Below are 25,621 nucleotides of genomic sequence, written 5' to 3' on the forward strand. Positions count from 1 at the left end.
GTTGGGGCACTGCTGGTGCAATCAGGTTCGCACGCCACGCAGCAAACTGATTCGTATAGCGAAGCAGGCGCTCAAAGGCGAGCTTCAATCTGCTTGATCCGCGTTTCAACCGACTTGCGCACCAGCCCATTCGAAGGCACCAGAAGTAGCGATGAGGCGATGATCTGATACACCTGATTGCGCCGCACCTTGGAGACTTTCGCCGGGTCGAGCCAGGCATCGTTATCCACCAGCAACAGCAGCGTGTCCAGGCCGATCAGAATCGGCCACAAGCAGGCGAGGCGCAAACGCACTGAAAACGCGGGAATCGCCAGTGTGTAGTCCAACGCCTCGCGAAAATGATCGAGCGACTTGCGCACGAGTTCCAACATCAGAGGCCGGGCGCGAACAGAATTTGCCGGCTGCAGGAGATCCTGCGCGCTCAGCGCATGTTGATCGAGCATCGTCTGCGGAAGGTAGCAGCGGCCGATCCGCAAATCCTTGCCGCAATCGCGCAGCACGTTGGTCATCTGCAGCGCTTTGCCGAAACGCACGCCTCGGCGCGCCATCGTCTCGGGCCGCTCTTTCAGCGTGCCGGGCATGTGCGCGTAAGTCATGGTGGTCCAGAATTCGCCGACGCAGCCCGCCACCAGGTAGGTATAGCGGTCGAGTTCGTCGTACTCGCGCAGCGCGGCGATCTGGCCGGAACGTTCGTCGGGGAACGTGCGAAGGTCGAATTCCATGCCCTCGGTCAGCGTCGACACAATCTCGCGTACGGCCTTGCGGTCGGACTCGCTCAGTTGCAGCAGCACCTCGAGCGCGGGTCCTAGCGATTCGAGCAGGACCTTTTCATCGGACTGGATCTGTTGGCCCGCCACTTCCGTGGCCATGCGCTGGAACAGCGCGCCGTCGTTCGGAGCGCCGTTGACCTGGTCGCGCAGCGACAGCAGCATGGCAAGACGTTGCTCGGGCGAGATCAGCGAGGTGTCCGCAATCGTGTCGGCCGCGCGCGCGAGCAGGTACGCGAGTCCGATCGGATCGCGCATCCCGACGGGCAGCACGCGCAGGGTGAGATAGAAGGAGCGTGAAACGCCTTTCAGGAGCGGACCGAGAAGAAAGGCCCGGGTCGGATTCGGCATGAGTGGGATCAGGTCAGTATTGGGCAAAAATCAGGCGCTGCCGAATTGTATACGGCGAAGCGCCTTTGCCGTGCGACGAGGGACCCGGACTCAGCGAACGACCCGTGCCTTACATCGCGCCACGAGTGGCCGCGTAAATCACGGCGGGGTCGCGCTGTGCCGCGTCGTACATCGCTTCGACGAGCGCCGCCCGATGCGTCAGCACCGCGCGCTGATTGATCGACCCTTTATCGGTGATCTCGCCGAGGTCGAGCGAAGGAGCGACGTCCATGAGCCGGATGCGGGCGATCGTGGTTGCGCCGCCGGTCGCACTGCGATTGAGCGTCGCCAACAAGGCCGCAAAATGCGCCCGCACGACGGGGGCTTCAATTACCTCACGCGCGCCGGCCGACAGAGGCAAGCCAGCCAGCCGCCGGCAATCGTCGAGCCGCGGAAACACCAGCAAACCCACGTCGTCGCGATTCATCCCGGCGACCACCACGTCCTGCACATACGGCGCGCCTTCGGAGATCACGCGAGCCCGCATCGGGCCCACGCTAACGAAAGTGCCCGAACTCAGCTTGAAGTCCTCAGCGATACGCCCGTCGAACAACAGCCCGAGCTCCGGCCGTTCGACATCGACAAAGCGCAACGCGTCGCCGCTGCAAAAGTAACCTTCTTCGTCGAAGGCGTTGTCCAACTCCGCGGAATTCGCGCGCCAATAGCCGGCCATGACATGGGGTCCGCGATAGCGCGCTTCGAGTTTGTCTCCGACCGGTGCGAGTTTGACCTCGCAGCCAGGCGCCGGTGAGCCGACATAGCCGGCGCGCATGATCGGACCCGTGGTGAACAGGCAGGACGGTGAGGTCTCGGTCATGCCGAGTCCGGCCATGATGCGAATGCGTTCGCCGCAATATTGCTCGGTGACGCGTTCGAGCCGGTCCCACGCCGCTTGCGAGAGCCCCGCACCTGCGAAGAAATACACCTTCACGCGGGAGAAAAACGTCTCACGCAATTGCGCGTCCTGCTCCAGCGCGATGGCGAGTTCTTCCCACCCCTTCGGCACGTTGAAGTAGATCGTTGGCGCGATTTCACGCAGGTTGCGCAGCGTTTCCTCGAACTTGCCGTTGACCGGCTTGCCATCGTCGATAAAGAGCGTGCCGCCGTTGTAGAGCGCGATGCCCGCGTTATGGCTGCCGCCGAAGGTGTGATTCCACGGCAACCAGTCGACCAGCACCGGCGGCACGTTCGCGAACTCGGGAAACGTTTCGAGCAGCATCTGCTGGTTGCTGCATAGCATGCGGTGCGTGGTCGGCACGGCCTTGGGCAGTTTGGTCGAACCCGACGTGAACAGAAACTTGGCGATGGCGTCCGGGCTCACCGCCGCCTGAACGGAATCGACCGTGTCGGGTGTTGTATTCAGCAGGTCGATGAATGAAGTCACGCTGCGCGATGCCTGTGGTTCTTTGGGTCCCGTTGCAGCGACAACTTCGACGTCGGCTGGCACCACGGCATCGATTGCCTTGGCGAACAGGTCGTAGTTGCTTGCGAAAACCAGGCCCGGCGTCAGCAGATCAATCGTATGGCGCAGCTTGCCGAAGTCGCCGGAAGCGAGCGCATACGCCGGGGAAATCGCCGCATACGGAATGCCGGCCCACATCGCGCCGAGCGCCAGTTGCAGGTGTTCGAGATCGTTGCCCGAGAGAATCACGACCGGACGTTCAACGGAAAGATCGCGCGCCAGCAGCGCTTGCCCAATCGCGCGAGCACCTTGCAGCGCCTTCGCGTAGCTCAGGCCGATCCATTGACCGTCGCTGCCGCGTCGCGCCGCGAGCCAGCGCTCCGGATGTTCGCGCGCGCCGCTCGCGAGCCGGTCGGTCATACGTTGTGGGTGTTCGCCGAGCGGCTCGGCAGCGCGCAAATACCACGTATCGCCGTGCCGTTGCGCGTGCAACGATGACGCGCCGATCGTCGCCGCGCGGTAGTGCGTCGGCGCGTTGTCGTGCGCGACTGGGGTGTTCGGTTGTCTCGGCTCGGAATGCAACGCCTGTCTCCTAGGGAAGCTCCGCTCTCTGCGGCGGAGCGACCTTCGTTTGATGCCCCAACGCGGCTATTCGACTGCGGACAATCAAATCGGATAGTGCCGCGGGCCGGTTTGAATCGTGATCCAACGCAGGTCGGTGAACTCCGCGATCGACGCCTTGCTGCCAAAGCGCCCATAGCCGCTCTTCTTCACCCCGCCGAACGGCATCTGCGCTTCGTCGTGCACGGTCGGTCCGTTGATATGGCAGATACCCGATTCGATGCGTTTCGCCACATTCAACGCACGCGATATATCGCGGCTGAATACCGCCGCGGAGAGACCGTATTCACTATCGTTGGCAACCTGAATCGCTTCCTCGTCACCGTCCACACGCTGCATCGTCACCACCGGGCCAAAGGATTCTTCGGCATAGAGCAACATGTCCCGCGTCACACCATCGACAATCACCGGCTGCATCACGGCGCCTTCTACCGAGCAGCCGACCGGCAGCTTCGCGCCCTTCTCATGCGCGTCCTCAACGAGCGCCTTGATGCGCCGCGCGGCCGCCACACTTTCGAGCACGCCGAGTACGGATTCGGCCGCAGCGGGATCGCCCGCCTTCAGGGTTCGCGCTTTGGCCGCGAGCTTCTCGACCAGCACGTCGGCAATTTTGCGGTCGACGATCAGCCGCTCCGTCGACATGCAAATCTGCCCCTGGTTGAAGAACGCGCCAAACGCGATGCCGTCCACCGCCGCCTCCAGATCGGCGTCGTCGAGCACGACCACTGGCGCCTTGCCGCCGAGTTCGAGCAACGCCGGTTTCAGATGCTGCGCGGCATGTTGCGCGACGATGCGTCCAACCCGCGTCGAGCCGGTGAAATTGACTCGCCGCACCGCCGGATGAGCGATCAATCTTTCGACGATCACCGGCGCATCTTCAGCGGAATGCGTGATGACGTTCACCACGCCGTCGCCGAGGCCGGCCTCCTGCAACACGCTGCCGATCAGCCGATGCACACCCGGACAGCCTTCGGAAGCCTTAAGCACGACCGTGTTGCCGCAAGCAAGCGGCATGGCGATTGCCCGGGTGCCGAGAATCACCGGCGCATTCCACGGCGCCATGCCGAGCACCACGCCGCACGGCTGGCGCACGGCCATCGCGAGACTGCCCGGCACGTCCGACGGAATCACGTCGCCATCGATCTGCGTGGTCATCGCGGCGGCTTCGCGCAGCATGTTGGCGGCCAGCATCACATTGAAGCCGTACCAGTTCGGCATCGCGCCGGTTTCGGCCACGCCGGTTTCGATGAACTGCGCGGTGCGCGCATCCATCAGATCGGCAGCGGCCAATAGACGTTTGCGACGTTCGGTCGGCGCCAATGCCGACCATGCCGGGAATGCGCGCGCCGCGGCAACGACAGCCGCGTCTGCATCGGCCAACGTGGCGGCAGCCGCACGCGAGGCTGCCACGCCGGTCGCGGGATTGATCCGCTCGAAAGTTCTGCCGTCCGATGCGCCACGGCTCTCGCCCCCGATCAACAATGTCACTTCATGCATGTGTCTCGTCTCCTCGCTACGTCACTCGTCCAGCCAGTCTTCCTACGCGCGTATCTGCCTGACGCAACCTTAGCGCCTGCAATAGTTCAGCGCTTGTAGGTTTGCAGACCCGGCTTGATCGCCTTCTCGTCGAGGAACTGCTTCAGGCCCTGCTCGCGGCCGCCTTCGGGATCGCGCAGTTGCGCCTGATCCAGCTTGGCGTACAGGTAATCCTCGTTCTGATCCCACGTCAGTTCGCGGCAGCGCTTGAAGCCATGCTTGGCCGCGCGCAGCACCACCGGATTCTTCTGCAACAGCTTGCCTGCAAGAACACGTGTGGCCTCGCGCAGATCGGCACGCGGCACGCTGTTGTTGACGAGACCCATCTGCGCGGCTTCCTGACCCGTGAAAGTCTCGCCGGTCATGATGTAGTAAAGCGCTTGACGATGTCCGACGGTATCCGCCATCGCCTTGCTCACCAGGTTGCCCGGCGGAATGCCCCAGTTGATTTCGGAGAGGCCGAACACGGCTTCGTCCGCGGCGATCGCGAGATCGCACGCCACCAGCGGCGAGAAGCCGCCGCCGAAACACCAGCCGTTGACCATCGCGATGGTCGGCTTCGCGTACATGCGCAGCAACTGCCATTGCCAGCGGCATGCATCGCGGCGAATCTTTTCTTGCAGGATTTCCGGACCGGCGTCGACTTCACGGAAATATTCCTTCAGGTCCATGCCGGCGGTCCACGCGTCGCCCTCGCCCGTCAGCACGAGAACCTGTGCTTCGGCGTCCAGCTCGACTGCCTCGAGGACCTCGATCATTTCCTTGTTCAATGTCGGGCTCATCGCGTTGCGCTTCTCAGGACGATTGAACGTGACCCATGCGATGCCCTCTGCCACATCGACCTTGACGGTTTTCCAACGACCTTCGTAACTCATCTACTTTCTCCGTGAATGTTGACCCCAGCAGCGGCCCGATGACTGCATTTAATATCAGGCTACCTGATATGTAAAGTGGAATTTCGCAGACTCGGTGCAAACCCCTATCGGTCGATTTAACGCAGAGGCGCGCTAAGATGCAGGCTAGACCGGACCTCCAGCCCACCATGAGCAAAAATCCAGATTCGCCCGCCGAACCCACCACCACGCATACCCGTCGCCCGCACCTGCGGTTGGCCTATGTGATCGGGAGTCTCGACCGCATCCTGCGGCGCCGCATGACCGAAGCACTCGCACCACTCGGCCTGACGCTCTCGCAATTCACCGCGCTTTCGGTGCTCGATGCGAAGGGGCAGGCATCCAATGCGCAAGTTGCCGAACGCTCCTTCATCACGCCGCAATCGGCCAACGAAGTGATGAACGCCATGGCGAGCCGGAACTGGGTCAGCCGCGAGCCGGACCCGACGCACGGCCGCATCGTGCTGCTGCAACTGACCGATGAAGGGCGGGCCGTGCTGCGCGAATGCGAGCAGGCGGTGAAGACGATCGAGAAACAGATGATGGAAGGCCTTGAGCTCGAAACGGCCGGTGTCGTACAAAACCACCTCGAAACTTTCGTGCGCAACCTGCGCGACTAACCTCCCCGTCTTTGCAAATCGCTAGGTGTTTTCACCGAAACATTTGCACTTGTATTATCAGTCTACCTGATATTAAATCCTATCCACGATGCAGCGTATGGAGACGCGTTGCATCGCGTCGAAGCAAACGGACGGCAACGCAGGCATCGAACCGATGTGCTGCGCACTGCGACTTTCGCTGGGTGGTTCTTAAGCATTCCACGGTGACCTCGACGGCGGTCTGAATCCCGTTTCACCGAGGCGGCCTGGCACACCGGACCGCCCCGCCGCTGAGCAAACGCAACCGTTTCTGCGCCAAGCCGGCACACCAGACGGCGACTCTGCACCTGCCGCTCTTCATCGACGCCGGAAAACCACGCACTTTAATAAGGATCACTAACGTGAAAAGAGCCGGAGTACTACCCTCGACAGAAAGCGTTGCCGGACCGGCGACGTCCGGCCGGACAGGCGCCTTTGTCACACTGGGATTGTGTTTTGCCATCGCGTTGCTCGAAGGGCTCGACCTGCAGTCGGTCGGTGTCGCCGCGCCAAGGATGGCGCGTGAGTTCGGTCTGTCGGTCGGCCAGATGGGTCTCGCGTTCAGCGCCGGGACCTTCGGCCTGCTGCCGGGTGCGATGTTCGGCGGACGGCTTGCCGACCGGATCGGCCGCAAGCGCGTGCTGGTGATTTCCGCATGCCTGTTCGGCTTGTTGTCGATCGCGACCGCACTAGTAAGCGATTTTCACACGCTAGTGATCGTGCGGGTGCTGACGGGCATTGGTCTTGGCGGTGCACTGCCTAACCTGATCGCGTTGTCGTCGGAAGCGGTCGAACCACGCTCGCGCAGCACCGCCGTGAGCGTGATGTATTGCGGCATTCCGTTCGGCGGTGTGATCGCTTCGGTGATCGGCGTGTTGAGCGCGGGCGACACCGAATGGCGGCACATCTTCTACGTCGGCGGCGCTGGGCCGCTAGTGCTGGTTCCGCTGTTGCTCGTGTTTCTCGCGGATTCGAAGGCATTCACTCAAGCCTCGCGAAACGGTCATGCGAGGCCCGCGCCGGTCGGCGAGATTCTGTTCGGCGGCACACGTGGCCTCTCGACCGTGCCGATCTGGGTCAGCTATTTCTGCACACTAATCGTCCTCTACTTCCTGCTCAACTGGCTGCCTTCGCTGATGGCCGCAAGCGGCCTGTCGCGCGCACAAGTGGGCTACGTACAGATTTTCTTCAACATCGGCGGCGGCATCGGCGCGTTGTGCATCGGCATGTTGATGGACCGGATGCGCTCTGGCGTCGTGGTGGCGGGCATGTATGTCGGAATCATCGCGTCGCTCGCGGCGCTCTCGAGGGCGCCCGGCTTCGGCGCGCTCGCGACCTCAGCGTTCTTCGCGGGGATGTTCGTGATCGGTGGGCAATCGGTGCTGTACGCGCTCTCGGCGGCGTTCTATCCGACTGCCATGCGTGGCACCGGTGTCGGCGCGGCAGTGGCGGTGGGTCGTATCGGCTCGGTGGTCGGACCGCTGGCAGCAGGTCAATTGCTGGCGATGGGGCGCAGTTCGTCGACGGTGATCGGCGCGAGCATTCCCGTCACGCTGATCGCCGCCGCGGCTGCGCTGCTGTTGCTGCGCCGTCCGCGTGCCGACGACTGACCTGCCGGACCGGCCAGGCAAGAAGACTCAAGAAGACCCCACAACAAACACATTCGATCAACGGTTTGGAGACACCCTGCATGCAAGCATCCACACGCATCCTTCTTTGCGGCGCATTATGCGCCGTCAGCGGCGCCGCGGCGGCTCAATCGAGCGTAACGCTCTACGGCATCATCGACACCGGCATCGAATACGTATCGCACGCGAACGGCGCGGGCAAAAGCGTCTTTCGCATGCCGTCGGTCACCGGCGAACTGCCTTCACGCTGGGGCCTGCGCGGCAATGAAGACCTGGGCGGCGGTTATAGCGCGGTATTCACGCTGGAAAGCGGCTTCAACGTGCGCGCCGGCGATCTCGGTCAGGGCGGCCGGTTGTTCGGGCGTCAGGCATTCGTCGGCATCAAGAGTCCGTACGGCACGGTCTCGTTCGGACGCCAGTACACGATGACGTATCTAGCGCTGATGGGCGCGGACCTGATCGGCCCAGACATCTACGGCCTGGGTTCGCTCGACGCCTACGTGCCGAACGCCCGCGCCGATAACTCGGTGACCTACCTGGGCACTTATGCGGGCGTGACGCTCGGCGCGAACTATTCATTCGGCCGCGACGCGGCGGGCACCGGCAACTCGCCGGGCCAGGGCACCTGCACCGGCTCGGTAGCCGGGCATGCAACGGAATGCCGCGAGTGGTCGGTGATGTTGAAATACGACGCGCCGCTATTCGGTGTTGCGGCGTCGTATGAGGAGCAACGCGGCGGAAGCACGGCTGCGGCAAACTTCTTCGACGGTGTTGCGCCCATTCCACTCACCAATGCCGCCGACAAAGACGTCCGCACCCACGTCAGCGCGTACGCCAATATCGGCAAGGCAAAGATCGGCGCGGGCTGGCTCAATCGCCGGGTCGAGCCATCGGCCGTCACGATTGCAGCCGTGCGCTCGAATCTGTTCTTCGTCGGTGCCTCGTACTTCGTGACGCCAGCCTTTATCGTCGACGGCGAGGTCTATCACATCACCAATAGCGAGCACGACACGCGCGCCACGATGGGCACGCTACGCACCACCTATCTGCTGTCGAAACGCACCGCCGTCTATGCGCAAGGCTCGTATCTCGCCAACAGCGCGAAGGCACGCTACTCGGTCAGCGCCGGTGGCGGCGGCACGACACCAACGGCAGGCACTGGCCAAACCGGCGTGATGCTCGGCATTCGTCATTCGTTCTAGGGGACACTGCATGAAGCACCGCTCCGGCGATGCGAGTCGTATAGCCAGGGCATAACCGAATCATTACCGAACTCGCAGAAAACGCCTCATCCTCGCGCATGACGGGTACTTTGCATGCGCGAGGGACATGCCCGCCTCCTCTCCTGCCGTGCCCCCTACGTTGCATCGAGTTGAAAAAAACGCCGCCGCACTCTCTCCGCACCGCCCTGTAACCCCCTCTCCCGTCCCCTTGCGCACGCTACGCGCCGGCCTCCCGCATGCTGTTCACCAAGCGGGGGGCGGCCCCAGCCAGGATCCCCCTCATCGAATGCCGACACGCGCAGCGTCGCCCACCAGCGGGAACGCGAATTGCGACGCGGTTAGGTTGAGCGATGCGCATCCGCTTGATTTCATTTGCAAGCTGTCGCTTCTCCGTACTTTGAACGACATATCGACAATGACTATCCACGAATCTCAGACATCCTCCCGCTCCAACATGGAAACAGGTGTCCCCGGTTTCGATGAGATTCTGGGCGGAGGTCTGGTCAGCCCCGCCAGGGTTTCAGCGCAAGGCCTGTCGGCCACGCTGACGCCGCGGCGAAAAACGTAGCCGCCGATGAAAACCATTCTGGTCGTGGACGACGAATTCGACATCCTTGCGGTCTGGCGACTGTTGCTGGAACGGCATGGCTATACCGTACTGACGGCGTCCAACGGGGCGGCCGCGCTTGAACAGATCAGCCTTGCCCGGCCCGACATCATCGTGTCGGACTGCATGATGCCGGTCATGTCGGGGCTGCAACTGTGCGCCGCACTGTACAACGCCCCCAACCTGCGCGCGATTCCGATCATCCTGTGCAGCGCCGCAGCGGATATCCCCGTGCAACCGAATTCCACCATCGCCTACGCGCGCAAGCCGCTTTCATTCGACGCCCTTCTCGCGATGTTGCAGCAAATGGGGGGTGACGGCTAGGTAAAACCCCGAATTCCTGGCAGACGCCACACGGACTAACCTCGGCACACTCATTAAATAGAACGTCGTTCCGTCAGACAGAACGATACGACAAAAGACACTCCAAGGAGGATTCCATGGCAAGCCTGCCGATCGACGCACCCGGCGCGTCGCCCGATTCAAGCGCCAGTGCGCAGGGACTCACGACCGGCATCAACGCGCGCATCGACCGTCTGCCGGCGACGCGCACGGTATGGATGCTGGTGTTTCTGCTGTCGATCGGCGGCTGGTTCGAGTTCTACGATCTGTTTTTTACGGCCTATGTCGGCCCGGGCCTCGTCAAAAGCGGGCTCTACGCGACTACCACTGCGTCGTTCTTCGGCGTGTCCGGGCTGGGCGCCTTCGTGGCGGCGTCGTTCGCGGGGCTCTTCATCGGCACGTTCTTTTTCGCGGGCATGGCGGACCGCTATGGCCGCAGAACCGTGTTTACTGTTTCCCTGCTGTGGTATTCCGCCGCCACACTGGTCATGGCGCTGCAAACCACCGCGCCCGCCATCAACCTGTGGCGCCTGATCGCGGGCATCGGCGTGGGCGTCGAACTGGTGACGATCGACACGTACGTCAGCGAACTCGTGCCGAAACATCTGCGTGGCCGCGCGTTCGCTTTCGTTCATCTGGTGCAGTACACCGCCGTGCCGTCCGTCGCTCTGCTTGCATGGTGGCTGGTGCCGCAAACGCCTTACGGCGTCGACGGCTGGCGCTGGGTCGTGATCATCGGCGCGCTCGGCGCGGTCGTGGTGTGGTCCATTCGCCGGCGCGTGCCGGAAAGCCCGCGTTGGCTCGCTCAGCAAGGCCGCGCCGCCGAAGCGGAACAGGTCCTGCAGGCCATCGAAGCGAAAGTCGCGAAGCAATACGGAAAGCCATTGCCCGCCCCTGTCCCGACAGTCGAGCCGGCCACCACCAAGGCGGCCTTCCGCGAAATCTGGCAGCCGCCGTACCGCAAACGCGCGATCACGATGCTCGTGTTCAACCTGTTCCAGGCGATCGGCTTCTACGGTTTCGCGTCATGGGTGCCGACCCTGCTGGTGTCGAAAGGCATAACGATCACGCACAGCCTGATGTACTCGTTCGTTATCGCGGCCTCGAATCCGTTCGGACCGCTAATCGGCATGGCGATCGCGGACCGCATCGAACGCAAGACGTTGATCGTGTTGTCGGCACTCGGTATCGCCGTGTTCGGCAGCCTGTTCGCGATGCAAACCTCGCCTGCCATGCTGATGATGCTCGGTGTGCTGATCACGCTTAGCGGCACGCTGCTGTCGGTCGGCTATCACGCGTACCAGACCGAACTGTTCCCCACGCGCTTGCGGGCGCGCGCCGTCGGCTTCGTCTACTCGATGTCGCGTTTATCCGCGATGTTTTCCGGCTTCATGATCGCCTTCGCGCTGCGCCACTTCCAGGTGCCGGGCGTATTCGCGTTGATCACTGTGTCGATGGTGATGGTGATGGGCGCGATCGGCATCTTCGGGCCACGCACCAACAATCGCAACCTCGACGAAATTTCGCATTGAACGCATTGAACAAGAGGCTTCAAAGATGACGCTGCCGTTGGCTGGAGTGCGGGTACTGGATTTATCGAATGTGTTGGCGGGCCCGTTTTGCGCATATCAACTCGCGCTGCTCGGCGCCGACGTGATCAAGGTCGAACACCCGGAGGGCGGCGATCTTGCGCGGCGTTTAGGCGCCGACAAGGAAGCGTCCATGCGCAACATGGGCGCCTCGTTCGTCGCGGTAAATGCGGGCAAGCAGTCCATCACGCTCAATCTGAAAGACCCGCGCGGCAAGGCCATTTTGCGCGAGTTCGTCAAAACCGCCGACGTGCTGGTCGAAAACTTCCGGCCGGGTGTGATGACGCGGCTCGGCCTCGATTTCGATGCCCTACGTGAAGTGAATCCCAAGCTCGTGTATTGCGCGATCTCCGGCTTCGGCATGGACGGCGAGTTTTCGAAACGCCCCGCCTACGACCAGATCATTCAGGGCATCTCGGGCGTGATGAGCGTGACCGGCGATGCCGACAGCGCACCGTTGCGCGTCGGCTATCCGGTGTCGGATACCGTGGGCGGTCTCACGGCGGCGTTCGGCATCTGCGCCGCGTTGGTCGATGCCCGCGCGAGCGGACACGGCCGCATGCTCGACGTCTCGATGCTGGAAGCCACGCTGGCGACGATGGGCTGGGTCGTGTCGAACTACCTGAACGCCGGTGTCACGCCCGAGCCGATGGGTAACGAGAATTTCACCGCGGCACCTTCGGGCACCTTCAAAACCGGCGACGGCCCCCTCAATATCGCCGCGAACGAGAACAAGCAGTTCGCGAGCCTCTGCCATCTGATCGGCCGCGCCGATCTGCTCGACGACGCGCGCTTTTCCGAGCGCAACGCACGCAAAGCGAATCGCGCGGCATTGAAAGCCGAAATCGAAGCGGCGCTTGCAAGCGACAACGCCACAAACTGGGAAGCGAAATTCTTCGAAGCAGGCGTGCCGGCCGGGCGCGTGATGTCGGTGCCGGAGATTCTCGCGCATCCTCATCTGGCATCGCGCGAGTTCATCCGCGAATTTGCCGGCGACGATACCACTGAGCGGCAACGCGTCACCCGTGCGGGCTTTCGCCTCTCCGATGCCGACACGGCGCCGACCACACCCGCCCCGGCTCTTTCGGCTCACACGCGTGAGCATCTCGCCTCGCTCGGTTACGACGACGCACAAATCGACCACCTACGCTCCGAAGGAGTCATCTGAACATGACGCAAGCATTCGACGCCGCCAAGCTCGCCGCCGAGTACTGGAGCACCTCGATCATCGATATCCATCCCGGCTCGATCAAGGTGCGCGGTTTTCCGATTCAGGAGTTAATCGGCAACGTCAGTTTTCCGCAGATGATCTGGCTAATGCTGCGCGGCGAACTGCCCGATGCCGCGCAAGCGCGTTTGTTCGAAGCGGCGTTGGTGGCATCGGTCGATCATGGCCCGCATGCACCGTCGATTGCAATCTCGCGGATGGCGACCAGTTGCGGTTTGCCGTTGAACGGCGCGATGGCCTCCGCGATCAATGCGCTGGATGATGTGCACGGCGGCGCCGGTCAACAGGCGGTCGAACTGTACGACTCGATTGCCGAACGCGTGCAAGCAGGTGCCAAGTTGGAAGAAGCCGTCGAGCAAGGTGTCGATGCTTTTACCGTCGAACACGGCAAGTATTTGCCTGGCTTCGGGCACCGCTTTCATCCGGTCGATCCACGCGCAATCCGGCTTCTTTCGCTCGTGGACGACAGCGTCGAACAGCAAAGCATCAGCGGACGATACGCCGCTATCGCGCGCGGCATTGAAGCCTTGCTCAAGCAGCGCAAGAACAAACCCGTGCCGATGAATATCGACGGCGCAACGGCCGTGATCTACGCGGAACTCGGCTTTGCGCCGGAGCTGGCGCGCGGCGTGTTCTGTCTGTCACGCGCGGTCGGCATTCTGTCGCATGCCTGGGAGCAACGCGGACGCAACGAGCGCAACAAAGGCCCGATGCCGCGCCAGATGAGCTACACGTACACGGGCAAGCCCGAGCGTCACCTGTCCTGAACTTCGGCCGCGCGCCGCTGCGCGTTGCGCATTGCGCGCGAGTCGCCGCCTAATGCATCCGTTGCGCGTGCGGCGCAATCGAACAGCGCGCCGAGATTGCTCTCGAGGAACGCCTGATCGATGCGCGAACTCGGGCCTGCAAGCGTCAGCACGCCACGCAAACTCTGGCGCACACCGAATACCGGCATCGAAACCCCCGCCGTCTCCCGATCACGCTCGCCGATCGACACACAGTAGAAGTCCTCGCGAATTTTCTCGTACGGCTCGCCCGGCATGCCGCCGAACGCCAGCAATGCAAGACCGCCCGAGCCGCTTTCCAGCGGCAGCACGTCACCTTCGCGCACGTGAAATCGCACCGCATGCGTCGAATCCACACGATGCAGACACACACGCACCGCCTCGTCGCGCACATAGAAGGAGACGCTTTCGCCGCTCGTTTCCGCAAGTTCGCGCATCAGCGGCACCAGAATGTCACCGACGTTCAGGCTGCGCTGATACAGCGCGCCGAGCATGAAGGTCGCCGAGCCGAGTTGATAGCGGCCGTCATCCAGACGAAGCAGTAGGCGGTGCTGGATCAGCGAGCCCGCAAGCCGCAACAGCGTGCTCTTGTAGAGCCCCGTGCGCGCCGCGAGTTCGGCGAGCGTGAGCGCGACGTCGTCCGGCCTGAAGGCGAACAGAATCGCGCAAGCACGATCGATGACGGCAACGCCCTCGCTTTCCTTTGAGTTTGATTTGTCCGCAGGCGTTGGCATGAGTTAGCGTAAATGACGTTACTTCATATCGAAGTGGAAATTTTACGCCATGACGCGGGGCTGTCATATCAGGCAGTGATTCTTCGGGGCCGAAACAGCCGGAAATCAGCGGCTGGACGGCGAAACCCGACGGAACGTGCCGCAACTGGGGCAAAGCACGCGCTGTGAATGCACGTTGAGACGATCGCGCCATTTGTTGAGCCGTCCCGGCATTCAGCGTTTTGCCACCGCCCTCTAGAGTACGTTATCGAACGCGCAACGCCGGAACATCGGAGCGCGTCGCAACGCTTCGGAGGATCAGAGATGAACAGCAATCGTGGCACGATTCCAGTTTCTTTCTTCGGCATGGCGGTGGGCGCGCTGGCGTTCGCCAACTTGTGGCGTGTGGCGATCAGGGTGTGGCATTTGCCCACAATCGCCGGAGACGTGTTGAGCGTCGCAGCGCTTGCGGTGTGGCTCGTCGTTCTGCTCGCATACGGGCATAAGTGGCTGACGCATGCAGCCGAGGCTCGCGCGGAAATGCAGCATCCGGTGCAATCGTCGTTTGCGGCGCTCGGGCCGGTTTCGAGTTTGCTGGCCGCGCAGCTCTTGCAGCCTTATGCGCATTCGGTTGCGCTTGCACTGTTCGGCGTGGCCGTGGTCGCCCAATTGGTGCTCGGCGTGTACCTGCATGGACGGCTCTGGCAGGGTGGGCGCAAGCCTGAACTGATCACGCCGGCCATTTATCTGCCGACCGTCGCGTCGAGTTTTGTCGCGGGCACGGCGGCGGCTGCCTTCGGTTTTCATCAGTTGGGCGGGCTGTTCTTCGGCGCCGGCGTGCTGTCCTGGCTCGCGATCGAATCGATGATTCTGCACCGCGCCGCCGTGCATGAACCGCCGCCCGAAGCACTGCGTCCGATCCTCGGCATTCAGCTCGCGCCGCCGGTGGTGGGCGGTGTGACGTATCTAAGCCTAAGCAGTGGCACGCCTGATCTGGTCGCGCTGATGCTGCTCGGCTATGGGCTCTACCAGGCGTTGCTGCTGTTGCGTCTGCTGCCGTGGATTCGCCAGCAAGCATTCGTGCCGGGATACTGGGCGTTCAGCTTCGGTGTAGCCGCATTGCCGACGATGGCGATCCGCATGGTCGAACGAGGCGCAACGGGTCCGCTCGAATGGCTCGCGCCGGTTTTGTTCATCGCGGCGAATGTGGTGATTGGAATTTTTGTGGTGAAGACGCTTGGGTTGCTGGTGCAAGGGAAGTTGATTCCGGCTACGGTTGCTCCTCAGCCTATCGCTCGAATTCCGGCTGACTCGCGTATCGCACGCGCCTAGAAATGAAAACGCCCAAGTCCACGGATAGCCGCCCGCGAGGTGCTGGTCAGGTATTTATCGTGGCCCTTGGGCGGAAAAAATTGTGAGCGAAAATCCGTCGCTTGCCAAATGCGCAGATCCCGTGCGGTTGGCCAGGCGACGGCTTACCTGAACGAACGCTCACACCATCAAACCGACGCCGCGATCAACGCGCCGACGCCAGCAATCGCCGCATTGCAGCGCGCCGCATCGCCGCTCGTTTCGGTCAGGTAGACCGTCACGAGAATTGGCCCGCGTCCCGGCGGCCACAGAATCGCGACGTCATTTGCCGTGCCGTGATCGCCCGTACCCGTTTTATCGCCGACGCCCCAATCCTTCGGCAGCTTCGCGCGAATCCTTTCGCCACCAGTCTGATTGGCGGCGAGCCAGGCCAGCAATTGCGCACGCGACGACGAAGACAAACGCTCGCCCAGCAGCAGCTCGCGCAGATTGCCGAGCATGGCATTGGGCGTGGTGGTGTCGCGTGGATCGCCGGGCGTCGCTTCGTTCAGCGTCGGCTCATTGCGGTCCAGGCGCGTGATGCCGTCGCCGATACTGCGCGCGAACGCGGTCAAAGCCGCGGGGCCGCCAAAGCTCGCCAGCAGCAGATTAGCCGCTGTGTTATCGCTGAGCGTAATGGCCGCCTTGCACAAGTCGGCGACGCTCATCCCCGCTTCGCTGGTGCGCTCACGGGTGTGCTGGCTGGTGGCGGGCGAGTACGGCACAAGATCGCTTTTGGAAAACACGATGCGCCGTTCCAGGTCTTCTTGTCCGTGATCCACGCGCGTCAGCACGAAACTCGCCGCCAGCAGTTTGAACGTGCTGCACATCGGAAAACGCTCGTCCGTCCGCAAACCGGCGTGCAATCCGGAGGTCGTGTCGACGATCGACACGCCGAGCCGGCCGCCGCTTTCCGCTTCGATCTGCGCGAGCCGTTGACGAATGGCGTCCGCCTTGGCCACTCTGCCGCCCTGCTTTGCCGCGCCCGCCTTCACCGCTTTCCCGAACGCGCCGCCGCTGCTAACCGCAACCCCAGCTATCGAAACACCGAGCATCGCGCCCGCGAATTTCCGTCTTGTGATCATCGCCGCTCCTTATGTGAAGCCGCAACTATCGGTTTTTCGGCGTCCGCTGGCAAACGATGATAAGTTAGCCTAACCCCTAGAAAATCTTATGCCTCCGCCATGAGACCGTATCTCCCGTTGAATGCGCTGCGCGCCTTCGAATCGTCCGCGCGGCATCTGAGCTTCACGCGCGCCGCGCTCGAATTGAACGTCACGCAGGCGGCCGTGAGCCAGCAGGTCAGAACGCTGGAGGAGCGGCTTGGCACGGCGCTCTTCAAACGTCTGCCCCGCGGACTGGCCATGACCGACGAAGGCCTCGCGCTGCGCCCTGTCCTCACGGATGCATTCGATCGCATCGAAGCCGTGCTCAAACAGTTCGACGGCGGCCACTTCCACGAGGTGTTGACGGTCGGCGTGGTGGGCACTTTCGCGGTGGGCTGGCTGATGTCGCGGCTCAAGTCGTTTCGCGACGCGCATCCGTTTGTCGAGCTGCGGCTGCTGACGAACAACAATCTGGTCGATCTCGCCACCGAAGGCCTCGACTTCGCGATCCGTTTCGGCGACGGCACCTGGCCAGGCTCGCTCGCCACCCGGCTGCTCGACGCACCGCTCGCGATTCTGTGTGCGCCCGAGATCGCCAGGCGTCTGTCCGTGCCAACGGATCTCGCCAACGAAACTTTGCTGCGCTCCTATCGCGTCGACGACTGGATGAACTGGTTCACGGCTGCCGGCATCCCGCCGCGGCCGATTCGCGGCCCGGTGTTCGATTCATCGCGGCTCATGGTGGAAGCGGCCATGCAGGGTGCGGGTATCGCGCTGGCGCCGGCGCTGATGTTCGATCACGAGATCAACACGGGCCGGCTGGTGCGGCCTTTCGAGGTGGAAGTTCACGCCAGCAGCTACTGGCTGACGTGGTTGAAAGGCAAACCGATGACGTCGGCGATGCTGCTGTTCAGTCAGTGGATCGTCAAGGAAGCGGCCTCGCACACACAAAGCTAGCAAGGTGCCGCGCGTCGATGGCCGTTCATGGCGGGCCGCTCGGCTTGCGGCGGGAACACGTTCCACGAGCCGTCGTCATGACGGAAGAAGAAGATCGACAACAAACCGCTCGGCCGCAAAGCTTCTACACAAACGTAACGCTGATGCTTCGACGCGCGGTGGCAAAACTGAACGACACGTGCGGGCATCGACGGGGTCGGCGCAAGCCATTTATCGACGGCCCAGTGCAAGGTCTTTTCTGCGGCAACCATGATGCTCTCCTCGATCCTTGAATCCCTGAATTGCTGAACTCGTTCCTGCTCGCTACTGCTCGCTCAGGCGAGTTGGGCGGCAACCTGACCATTCTTCGCGGTGCGTTCGACAAACGCCTTCACCAGACACACCAGCGTGAGCACGCCGGCACGGGGATGCGTCAAGCAGCAATGCACCTGTTCGCTGCGGCTTTCGCCAAGCAGGCACCACGCGCAGAAGTGCTCGCAGTTATTCGTCAGCAGGCGGTAGTGGTTTTCGCCGAGGCGGGAGCGGGCGCGGCGCACGGCTTCATCGCCGACGTAACGGGCGCTCGGGGTCGGGCGGATCGTCAACGGATGACCGGCGGCGAAGCTGGTCAATTCCACTTCTTCCACCGGACCGCGATGCGCCGAGCTCGCAAAACCCGCGTAATGAACCACGCGGCCATTGCCGACATAAATGCCGTGATGTTCGTAGCCGCGCCGTTGCGTCACGAGATGCGCGCCGATCGGCAGGTCGATAGTCGACGTTTCATTGCAGCGTTCGTCTTGGTCTTCGCTGCTCGTCGGGAGGTGGTTCGTGTTCATGGCTGGTCTCGCTTCAATATCCAACACTGTTGCGAGATCTTTTGCATCATCCGGGCCATGTGGCGAAAAGCCTTTATTTAAAGGGCTGACAGGAATTGGGAGGCATTCTGAGTGCGGCAGATGTCCGTTGGGATCCGACACAAATCAAACCGATCTGTTGGCAGACGTCGATCATTTGGAGCGTCGGTTGAGCCGCAGCGAGTGGGTTCGCCAGGGGCCGGGAGTCCGGCCAATGTGTTGGGTCCTGCACCGGTGTGAGTGCCCGGATGTTGGCTGCATCCCGACCTCTCCAGTTCTGCACGAACAGGCGCTGCCTGCCCAGGTGCGCGGAATCGCCCACCAATCAACGCGATACGAGAAAGCGCCCGCTCGAGCCGCAAACTGGCACAGCACTTGCTCCATCACGTTCAATTCCTTTTCAACCGCGCGCCCGACGCACGCGGCCAACCGGAGAACGATATGGCTTCCATCACAGTAAACGACCTCTCGCTGAACCTCGCGCTCGACCGTAAAGCAATGGCGGCGATCCGCGGCGGCGGCGGTGCGCCGTGGGTGTACGGCTGGATTCAGCCCTATGTGCGGGAAACGCCGAGCATCGGTCCCGTCGTGAACCTGTACGACATCTCGAACAACTTCTATGCTAACCAGATGATCAACACGTTCCAGTCGGTCGATGTACGCAACACCGGTGCGAACTCGAACATCAACGTCTCCCCGGACGCACGCAGCAGAAACGATACGGTGTAACCCTTGTGACCTGTCCGAGCCAATTTCGATGGACGTCGTCCGCGCGGTCCGACGCCGGACGCGTCCGTGAAATCAACGAAGATGCCTGCCTCGCCCAGCCCGAACCCGGACGCTGGGCCGTCGCCGATGGCATGGGCGGGCACGCGGTCGGCGATCTGGCGAGCCGCGTGGTGATCGATTCGCTGAGCCGGCTCGCGCCGCCGCTCGCGATGAAAACCTGCATCGCCGACGCGCGAGCACGGCTGCAAAAGGCCAACCGCCAACTGAGGGACGAAGCCGCGCGCCGCCAGGTGCAACGGATCGGCAGCACCGTCATCGTGCTGCTCGCGTGCGACCGCTTCTGCGGTTACCTATGGGCCGGCGACAGTCGTCTCTATCTGTATCGCGAAGGGCAATTGCGGCAACTCACGCGCGATCATAGTCAGGTGGAAGAACTCAAATCTCTCGGCGTGATCACCGACGAAGAAGCGCGCCATCACCCGGCGCAGCACATGATCACGCGCGCGGTGGGCGCCACGGACGTGCTCGAACTCGACGACGATGCGATCGAAGTCGCGGACGGCGACGTTTTCCTGCTTTGCAGCGATGGGCTCAGCAACGAAGTCAGCGATGCGGAAATACTGGCGGTGCTGACCTCGGTGGCGTGCGAGCGCGCGTCCGATGAACTGGTTGAACTGGCCATTGCGCACGGCGGACGTGACAATGTCACCGCCGTGGTGGTGCAGGCTGAAGATCCGTATGCGTCAGACAAAACCCTGCTGAACCCCGCGCCTTGAACACACAGTTCGAAAGAAATTGCAATTTATGTGTGTTCTTCCTAATATCCACCCAACATTCGGATGGGTAGTATCCCTCCCGTGAGCGTACTGCATTGCAATACGCAACCGTCGGCGCTTTGTCCACGCGTTCAGGCGGACAACACCCACGCCCTTGGCCTTGATCGCTCAAGGGCTTGACGCAATCACGAGTGGGGCGCGCCATGGAGTTTTTGGAAAAAAACGTCGCGACGGAATTGATTGAGCGGAAGGATCACGCCCTCGAACATGTCGGGTTGGATGGCGAGAAGCGGACGTATTTCCCGGCCAGGTCAATGTGGTTGCGGTTGGAACAGCTCCATGTGGCGCAACAGCTCGCAGAGCCTCTGGACGCAGACAAACAGCCAACACTCTCCACGTCGCTGCACGGAGTGGCACATCTCGATGGCCAGGAGCTGTCGATCATTGGCGACGCTGAACACGCGATGCTCGCCGTTGAGGTGTCCTTCGAGGCCCGCGACGTCAGCAAGGCTGACCGCTTAGGTCTGCGCGAGTTGGAGGACGAACTCGGTACTTCGTTTGCCGACGTCCCGCTCGGTACTGCTCGTCTCGGTGTCAATCGGGCCGACGCAGAGACCGGCGAACCCGATCAGTGGTGGCTCGCCTGCCACATTCCCGAAGCCTGTATACATGCGCTTTCGAAGGCGACGTCCGACGGCCGGTTTGGCGCAGTCGAGTTGGGACTGGCGCTGCGACACCTCTACACGGCCGAAAGTGCTATGGCTAACCCTCAGCGCGAGCCGGATCTTTTTCTCAGGCCCAACAAAAGCGACGGCGCAATTGAATGTCCGGAAATCGCAGTTGGCTACGTCACCCACCTTCGTATCGACCTCGCAACTGCTCAATTGCGTAGCGCGACCACGAACGGCGGCCGTATTGATGAATTAACGGTAAATCCTGTCGCGGAGGCCGTGAACTCACTGGCTGTCAGGCTCACTAGCCTCATGACCACGGTAAGATGGATTGGCTTCTTCATCGGCATATTGCTCTTTCTTGAAGTTCTCGAGAGGCTCTGATCAGGCACGCCCGAAAACCGTCGAAGCATCCAGCCTCAACTATCGCTGTCTTCCTCATCGTGCTCGTCAGCGCCGTTTCTGTTCGTGGGCGGTGCATTGCGATTGCGAAAATCCTTCGAATGCAGACCATGCTTCTTCAGAAGCATTTGCAGATGCGAGCGGTTCATATCGATGCGCCGCGCCAGTTCCGCAACCGTGCCGCTCACTTCGCGCAGGCCGCGCTCCAGGAAGGCTTTTTCCGCATCATCGCTCGCGGCGCGCTTCGCGTCGCTCAGCGACATCAGATTCGCCACGCTGATTGGCTCCTGTCCGGTCGCAGTGACTACATTAGACACAGCGGCGGCTGACCCGGGCGCGGCCGGCCGCATGTCCACCGGCAGATGATCGACATCCGCCATGTCGCCGGCCAGACACGACACGCGATACATCACGTTGCGCAGTTCACGAATATTGCCCGGGTACGCATAGTTCAGCAGAAAGTCCCGCAGACGCGGCGTCAATCTGACTGGTCTGCGTTTTAGCGTTCCGGCGGCTTCATCGCCGAACCAGGCAATCAGCAGCGGTATCTCATCGCGCCTCTCGCGCAGCGGCGGCAACGTGACATGAATTACGCTGAGACGGTAGAACAGATCCTCGCGGAACTTGCCCTCTTCGCTGAGTTGCCGCAGATTGCGATTGGTCGCGGCGACGATGCGCGTATCGACAGCAATCGTTTCATCGGAGCCCACGCGCTGAATCTCGTGCGCTTCCAGTACACGCAGCAGCTTCACCTGACCGGCCAGCGGCAACTCGCCGATTTCGTCGAGAAAGATCGTGCCGGTATGCGCACTTTCGAATTTGCCCTTGCGGTCATTCGAAGCGCCCGTGAACGCGCCCTTGCGATGACCGAACAATTCCGACTCCAGCAGATTGTCCGGAATCGCACCGCAATTCACGGAGATAAAGGGCTTGTCCGAGCGCGAACCATTCGCGTGAATCACCTTCGCCATCAGCTCCTTACCGGTGCCGCTTTCGCCGTCGATCAACACCGGCAAATCGGTCGGTGCCGCCTTCTCGGCGATTTCGAGCGATTCGAGCAAACGCGGATTGTCGCCGAACGTCCCTTCGAAAATGAAGCTGCGCTCGATCAGCGCCTTTCTGCGCGCACCACGCGATTGATCGGCAGCCGCGGCAGGCTCAGCGGCCGTTGCGGCCTGTACGAAGCGCTCCTTGTGCGAAAGTTGCATGACTTCGTCGCGCAACGAGGTGGCTTGCCGGAGCAGCTTATCGATGTCGGCGCGCTCGAGCCGGGATGACCAACGCAGCGTCGAGCGCAAAATCTCGATGCGTTCGATCAAACCCGCGTATGAAATCGCCGGGCTGAGCTCTTCTACCTGGTCGAGTATCTTCATCACGCACTCAACTGTTTCTGGACCAACTGGTAGTACATGCCGCCGCGCTGGATCAGTTCATCGTGACGGCCCTGTTCGACAATCGCCCCTTCATACAGCACCAGAATCTTGTCCGCACGCATGATGGTGCTGAGCCGATGCGCAATGATCACCGCCGTTCGGCCCTTCAGAATGTCATGCATATTGCCGAGGATATTGCTTTCCGATTGCGAGTCCAGCGCCGAGGTCGCCTCGTCGAAAACCAGCAGACGCGGATCGTGATACAGCGCCCGCGCGATGCAAAGCCGCTGGATCTGCCCACCGGATAAGCCAATGCCGCGTTCGCCGACAATCTGCTCGTAGCCGAGCGGCATCTTGCTGATGAACGCGTGCGCGTCGGCCATTTTCGCGACCTCCTCGATGCGGCGCCGTTCGGGCGCGTCGTCACCGCTGGCAATGTTTTCGGCAATCGTGCCGGAAAACAGCAGATTGCTCTGCATCACATAGCCGATCTGCGCGCGGTAATAGGCTTTGTCGACCACGCCGAGGTCGTAGCCGTCGATGGTCATCTTGCCCTCGGTCGGCGCGTAAAAGCCGACCAGCAGCTTGGCGAGCGTCGTCTTGCCGGACCCGCTGCGGCCCACAATCGCCACCAGCTCGCCGGGCTTGATATCGAAGCTGATATTTTCCAGTACATAGGCCGAGTCGTCCTCGCCGTAGCGGAAGTAGACGCCGCTAAAACTGATTTCGCCCTGCAGTTCCGGCAGCATCACGCGCGAAGGTAAATCCTGCGGTTTCTGTTCCGGCTCGATATCAAGCACATCGCCGAGGCGTTCCATCGCCACGCCCGCGTCGTTCAGCATGCTCCATAAGCCGACCAGTCCCATCAGCGGACCCAGCACGCTGCCCATGAACGCATTGAACGCAATCAACTGACCAATGGTCATTTCGCGCGCCAGCACCAGATTCGCGCCGACCCAAAGGATGGCGATCGTCGTCGCCGCGTTCAGCAACTGGCTGCCAAGCCCAATGAGAATGTTGAAGGCGTGCGCGCGGTATTGCACTTCGAGCGCCTTTGCGTACTTCTTCTCCCAGCGCAACCGCACCGGCCGTTCGATGCCCATACCCTTGATGGTCTCGACACCGGCGAGCGCTTCCATCAAAAACGACTTCGACTCGGTCGAGGCCGTGAATACCTCACGCGCATAGTTCTTGATCTTCGGAGTGGCCAGCGCGGTCAACGCCATGATGGGTATCACGAACGCGATCAGCACCAGTGTCATCTTCACGTTGTAGACGAACATGATCGTGAAGTAGATGAACACCATCAGCAGATTCAACGCGGTGGTCACCGTGGATTCGGTGAGGAAGGCGCGGATCGTCTGGTTCTCCTGAAAGCGCGCGAAGATGTCGCCGGTCTTCCGCTTGGCGAAAAACGAGAACGGCAGCGACATGGTGTGCTTGAAGAACTGCGACATCATCGCGAAGTCCATGTTGCGCACCATGAAATTCGCCAGATACGCGCGAATCGTCGACATCAATTGCGAAAACACATTGGCGATAATCAGGCCGCCGATCAGCAGATGCAGCAGGCTGACGTTCTGATGCACGATCACGCCGTCGAGAATGTTCTGGATGATTAGCGGCGGAATCACGCCGAGAACCTGAATCACGAACGTGGCGAGGAACAGGTGACCGAGAATCTTCTTGTACGGCCTGAGGTAGCCGACAAAGCGTATCCACGGCGAACGCGCGGCGGACATCTGCATGAGATTCGGTCCGCCGGTAAAGAGCAGACACGTGCCGCTCCAGCCGCGTTCGAAATCCTCGACCGTCATTTTCCGGAAGCCGAGTGCCGGATCGGCGACCCACACGTAGTCCTTCGAGAGCCCGTACACCACAACATAGTGGTAGCCCTCCCAATGCACGATGAAGGGCAGATCGAAGCCGCGTAATGAATCGAATGTGCATTGCACGCCGCGTGCGGTAAAGCCGAGCGATTCGCCGGCGCGCGCGAGGCTGTCGAGCGTGGCGCCTTGCGTCGTGACGTTGGCGAGTTCGCGCAGTTTGCCGAGCGTCATCGGGATGCTGTAGTGGCGGCAGACCATGGCGAGACACGCGGCGCCGCAATCCATTTCTTCAGCCTGTTCGACCAGCGCAAAGCGCTTGATGACCTTTTCACCGAACTCGGGTTTAGTCTGCAGGTCGAGCATCAAAGGCAGTTTGCGCCGCTGCTCGAGGCGCTTTTGCCGCTGCAATTCGCGGTCGCCGTAACGAATCCGCTCATCCAGGACTTCGCGCAGCTTCGGATTGCGCTCCAGAATGAAATGGACGGTTCGCTCCGGGATCACCAGCAGCCGCGTATCGGTCGTCGCCACCACCGACGCCATTTGCTCCTGCCGCATCAAACACGCCTTTTCGCCGAAGATTTCGCCTTCGCCTAAGGTCGCAAGCGTGTAGTCGTGGCCTTCCTCATGACGGACGATGCGCACACCGCCTTGCCGCACCACGTAGAGCCGCCGATCGTCGCGCCCATCCTGTTTGAGAATTTCCTTGCCCTCGGCCACCCGCTTCACGCCGACGCTGCGCACATATTCTTCGAGTTCCGCCTTGTTGAGCTTGCCGCGCAGATCGAACAATTGAGCGACGAAACCGCCGGCCGAACTGATCGCTACATAGCTCGCGATAAATGCCAACGCGGCCTGATTGCCGGCGATCACCGGCTCGATCGCGGCACGAGGAATGAACAGCAGTTCGGTTTTCGCGGACGCCCGCACCGACGCCTCATGCACGTACGCACGCAACATCGCAATGTCGGCGAAAATCTCGCCGGTTTTGCGCACGCCCATGCTGGTTTCCTTGCCATGCTCCTCGGTGAAGATACGCACCGAGCCCGAGCGAACCACGTAAAGACCGTCAGCCGTCTCACCCGCCGAGCACACCGTTTCGCCGAACGAATAGAAGCGTGCCTGCGCATATTCGGCAAGACGCTCGATCTCGTCGCGCGAAAACGGCGAGAGAATTTCCACCGAGGTGAGAAACTCGGCAGCGGAGGGCGCGGTCTGGGGTGCATCCATGGG

At 61.8% G+C, this 25,621-nt stretch carries 22 protein-coding genes; 12 read left to right on the forward strand and 10 right to left on the reverse strand.

Annotated features, from left to right (window positions below):
- Positions 1-71: 71 nt before the first annotated feature.
- The 4 genes from M0D67_RS15165 to M0D67_RS15180 all read right to left on the reverse strand — a co-directional run bounded on the left by M0D67_RS15165 (position 72) and on the right by M0D67_RS15180 (position 5,591).
- Entirely contained in the window at positions 72-1,118 is a 1,047-nt protein-coding gene (locus M0D67_RS15165; RefSeq protein ID WP_266239048.1) for a phytoene/squalene synthase family protein, read from the reverse strand.
- Between the two features lie 109 nt (positions 1,119-1,227).
- Positions 1,228-3,066 (reverse strand): feruloyl-CoA synthase, encoded by a 1,839-nt coding sequence (locus M0D67_RS15170; protein ID WP_266239142.1) that lies wholly within the window; start codon positions 3,064-3,066, stop codon positions 1,228-1,230.
- A gap of 159 nt (positions 3,067-3,225) precedes the next feature.
- Positions 3,226-4,677, reverse strand: a complete 1,452-nt coding sequence (locus M0D67_RS15175) for an aldehyde dehydrogenase (protein WP_266239049.1) — start codon at positions 4,675-4,677, stop codon at positions 3,226-3,228.
- Between the two features lie 86 nt (positions 4,678-4,763).
- Entirely contained in the window at positions 4,764-5,591 is an 828-nt protein-coding gene (locus M0D67_RS15180) for a p-hydroxycinnamoyl CoA hydratase/lyase (protein ID WP_266239050.1), read from the reverse strand.
- Between the two features lie 137 nt (positions 5,592-5,728).
- Between M0D67_RS15180 and M0D67_RS15185 the strand changes: the two genes are divergently transcribed.
- The 7 genes from M0D67_RS15185 (at position 5,729) to M0D67_RS15215 (ending at position 13,631) form a co-directional block, all read left to right on the forward strand.
- Positions 5,729-6,229, forward strand: coding sequence for a MarR family winged helix-turn-helix transcriptional regulator (locus M0D67_RS15185; protein WP_266239051.1), 501 nt, complete (start codon positions 5,729-5,731; stop codon positions 6,227-6,229).
- A gap of 380 nt (positions 6,230-6,609) precedes the next feature.
- Positions 6,610-7,857: a 3-(3-hydroxy-phenyl)propionate transporter MhpT gene (gene mhpT, locus M0D67_RS15190; protein WP_266239052.1), complete on the forward strand. Its 1,248-nt coding sequence runs from the start codon at positions 6,610-6,612 to the stop codon at positions 7,855-7,857.
- 80 nt (positions 7,858-7,937) lie between these two features.
- The gene (locus tag M0D67_RS15195; protein ID WP_266239053.1) at positions 7,938-9,077 is read left to right on the forward strand and encodes a porin; all 1,140 of its coding nucleotides are present in this window, start codon (positions 7,938-7,940) and stop codon (positions 9,075-9,077) included.
- A 595-nt stretch (positions 9,078-9,672) separates the two neighbouring features.
- On the forward strand, positions 9,673-10,029 hold the full coding sequence (locus tag M0D67_RS15200) for a response regulator (RefSeq protein WP_266239054.1): 357 nt from the start codon (positions 9,673-9,675) through the stop codon (positions 10,027-10,029).
- A gap of 116 nt (positions 10,030-10,145) precedes the next feature.
- A complete protein-coding gene (locus M0D67_RS15205) occupies positions 10,146-11,579 on the forward strand; it encodes an MFS transporter (protein ID WP_266239055.1) in 1,434 nt (477 codons plus the stop codon).
- A gap of 25 nt (positions 11,580-11,604) precedes the next feature.
- The gene (locus M0D67_RS15210) at positions 11,605-12,804 is read left to right on the forward strand and encodes a CaiB/BaiF CoA-transferase family protein (RefSeq protein WP_266239056.1); all 1,200 of its coding nucleotides are present in this window, start codon (positions 11,605-11,607) and stop codon (positions 12,802-12,804) included.
- Between the two features lie 2 nt (positions 12,805-12,806).
- A complete protein-coding gene (locus M0D67_RS15215; RefSeq protein ID WP_266239057.1) occupies positions 12,807-13,631 on the forward strand; it encodes a citryl-CoA lyase in 825 nt (274 codons plus the stop codon).
- Here M0D67_RS15215 and M0D67_RS15220 read toward each other — a convergent pair.
- Entirely contained in the window at positions 13,619-14,383 is a 765-nt protein-coding gene (locus M0D67_RS15220; RefSeq protein ID WP_266239058.1) for an IclR family transcriptional regulator, read from the reverse strand. The two genes, M0D67_RS15215 and M0D67_RS15220, sit on opposite strands and share 13 nt — an antisense overlap.
- Before the next feature lie 303 nt (positions 14,384-14,686).
- Between M0D67_RS15220 and tehA the strand changes: the two genes are divergently transcribed.
- Entirely contained in the window at positions 14,687-15,694 is a 1,008-nt protein-coding gene (tehA, locus tag M0D67_RS15225) for a dicarboxylate transporter/tellurite-resistance protein TehA (protein ID WP_266239059.1), read from the forward strand.
- 167 nt (positions 15,695-15,861) lie between these two features.
- Here tehA and bla read toward each other — a convergent pair whose 3' ends face one another.
- The gene (gene bla, locus M0D67_RS15230; RefSeq protein ID WP_266239061.1) at positions 15,862-16,797 is read right to left on the reverse strand and encodes a class A beta-lactamase; all 936 of its coding nucleotides are present in this window, start codon (positions 16,795-16,797) and stop codon (positions 15,862-15,864) included.
- A gap of 99 nt (positions 16,798-16,896) precedes the next feature.
- Here bla and M0D67_RS15235 point away from each other — a divergent pair, with 99 nt between their 5' ends.
- Entirely contained in the window at positions 16,897-17,775 is an 879-nt protein-coding gene (locus tag M0D67_RS15235) for a LysR family transcriptional regulator (RefSeq protein ID WP_266239062.1), read from the forward strand.
- Here the strand turns inward: M0D67_RS15235 and M0D67_RS15240 are convergent.
- Together M0D67_RS15240 and M0D67_RS15245 are read right to left on the reverse strand one after the other, a co-directional pair.
- On the reverse strand, positions 17,772-18,026 hold the full coding sequence (locus M0D67_RS15240) for a hypothetical protein (RefSeq protein ID WP_266239063.1): 255 nt from the start codon (positions 18,024-18,026) through the stop codon (positions 17,772-17,774). The two genes, M0D67_RS15235 and M0D67_RS15240, sit on opposite strands and share 4 nt — an antisense overlap.
- Before the next feature lie 63 nt (positions 18,027-18,089).
- Positions 18,090-18,593, reverse strand: coding sequence for a lecithin retinol acyltransferase family protein (locus M0D67_RS15245; protein ID WP_154562762.1), 504 nt, complete (start codon positions 18,591-18,593; stop codon positions 18,090-18,092).
- Between the two features lie 459 nt (positions 18,594-19,052).
- On the opposite strand from M0D67_RS15245, the gene M0D67_RS15250 reads away from it, so the two are divergent.
- The 3 genes from M0D67_RS15250 (at position 19,053) to M0D67_RS15260 (ending at position 21,171) form a co-directional block, all read left to right on the forward strand.
- Entirely contained in the window at positions 19,053-19,340 is a 288-nt protein-coding gene (locus tag M0D67_RS15250) for a hypothetical protein (protein WP_054035641.1), read from the forward strand.
- Positions 19,341-19,345: 5 nt separating this feature from the next.
- A complete protein-coding gene (locus tag M0D67_RS15255) occupies positions 19,346-20,116 on the forward strand; it encodes a PP2C family serine/threonine-protein phosphatase (RefSeq protein ID WP_168435795.1) in 771 nt (256 codons plus the stop codon).
- Positions 20,117-20,319: 203 nt separating this feature from the next.
- The gene (locus M0D67_RS15260) at positions 20,320-21,171 is read left to right on the forward strand and encodes a hypothetical protein (protein ID WP_266239065.1); all 852 of its coding nucleotides are present in this window, start codon (positions 20,320-20,322) and stop codon (positions 21,169-21,171) included.
- 35 nt (positions 21,172-21,206) lie between these two features.
- Here the strand turns inward: M0D67_RS15260 and M0D67_RS15265 are convergent, their stop codons facing one another.
- Positions 21,207-22,565 carry a sigma-54-dependent Fis family transcriptional regulator gene (locus tag M0D67_RS15265; RefSeq protein WP_168435796.1) on the reverse strand — a complete coding sequence of 453 codons (1,359 nt, stop codon included), beginning with the start codon at positions 22,563-22,565 and terminating at the stop codon, positions 21,207-21,209.
- Positions 22,562-25,618, reverse strand: a complete 3,057-nt coding sequence (locus M0D67_RS15270; protein ID WP_154562770.1) for a peptidase domain-containing ABC transporter — start codon at positions 25,616-25,618, stop codon at positions 22,562-22,564. The genes M0D67_RS15265 and M0D67_RS15270 overlap by 4 nt, the downstream gene beginning before the upstream one ends.
- Between the last annotated feature and the right edge of the window lie 3 nt (positions 25,619-25,621).

Source organism: Paraburkholderia sp. SECH4 (genome assembly GCF_030511745.1).
Lineage (GTDB): Bacteria > Pseudomonadota > Gammaproteobacteria > Burkholderiales > Burkholderiaceae > Paraburkholderia > Paraburkholderia madseniana.